The organism is Arhodomonas sp. KWT (genome assembly GCF_010993615.1).
The window spans coordinates 1-982 of sequence record NZ_WNXE01000618.1 but is presented as its reverse complement, the minus strand read 5'-3'; the positions used below and the strand labels follow the sequence as shown (position 1 = coordinate 982).

The window sequence follows — 982 nt, the reverse complement described above, 5'->3', positions numbered from 1 at the left end:
GGCCCGCTGCCGAGCCCCAGCCGGGCGGCGTTGTCGTGGATGAACCGGACGGCGTCCGCGCACATCGCGTTGATCCCGGCGACGCTCACCGCGGGGCAGAGCTCATAGTTCACCACCACCACGGAGACCCCGCGGGGCACCAGGTCCCGGGCGACGAAGGCGTAGTCGCGCTTGTCCTGGCTGCGCCAGTAGCCGCCGTGGAAGAACGCATGCACCGGCGCGTCATCCGCCCCGGCGGGGAAGCAGTCCATCGTCTGCAGCGGCCCGTCGCCGTAGGCCACGTCCCCGATGCGCTCCGGCAGGCGCCTGCGGGTCTCCTCGGAGAGTGCCTGCAGGCGCTCGAAGTAGCGGGCGAACGCCGGTACCGTCACCCGCGGGTTGTACTCGTATTCCAGTGACTCGTGATCGCTCATGGCCTCGTCGATGCCCGTTCCGCGGCGGTAGGGGGTTCTCACACGCTCAGGTAGCGCCGCTGCAGCGCCCCGGCCTCGGCGCGGAACGCCTCGCCGTCGCCGTGCCAGGCGATGCGTCCGCGGTCGATGATGTAGTGGCGGTCGCACACCGCCAGCAGCGCCTCCAGGCCGGCGTCGATGATCAGCAGCGACTGTCCCAGCTCGCGCAGCCGGCGGATGCACGCCCAGATGTCCGAGCGTATCACCGGGGCCAGGCCCTCGGTGGCCTCGTCGAGGATGAGCAGCCGCGGGTTGGTCATCAGCGCGCGGCCGATGGCGAGCATCTGCTGCTCGCCGCCGGACAGCCGGGTGCCCGGGTTGTCCCGCCGTTCGGCGAGCCGCGGGAACAGCCCGTAGACCGCCGCCAGGTCCCAGCCGCGGCCGCGGGCGGCGGCCACGAGGTTCTCCTCCACGCTGAGGTTCGGGAAGATCTGCCGGCCCTCCGGGACCAGGCCGATGCCGGCGCGGGCGATGCGGTAGGCCGGGCGGCCGTCGATGCGCCGGCCCCGGAAGCGGATCGTGCCCGCCCG

The 982-nt window shown here is 72.9% G+C and carries 2 protein-coding genes; both read right to left on the bottom strand.

Annotated features, from left to right (window positions below):
• The coding region (locus tag G7A99_RS21180) for an alpha/beta hydrolase (RefSeq protein WP_371807651.1) at positions 1-413 on the bottom strand (413 nt) is incomplete at its 3' end.
• A gap of 38 nt (positions 414-451) precedes the next feature.
• The coding region (locus tag G7A99_RS21175) for an ABC transporter ATP-binding protein (protein ID WP_163143889.1) at positions 452-982 on the bottom strand (531 nt) is incomplete at its 5' end.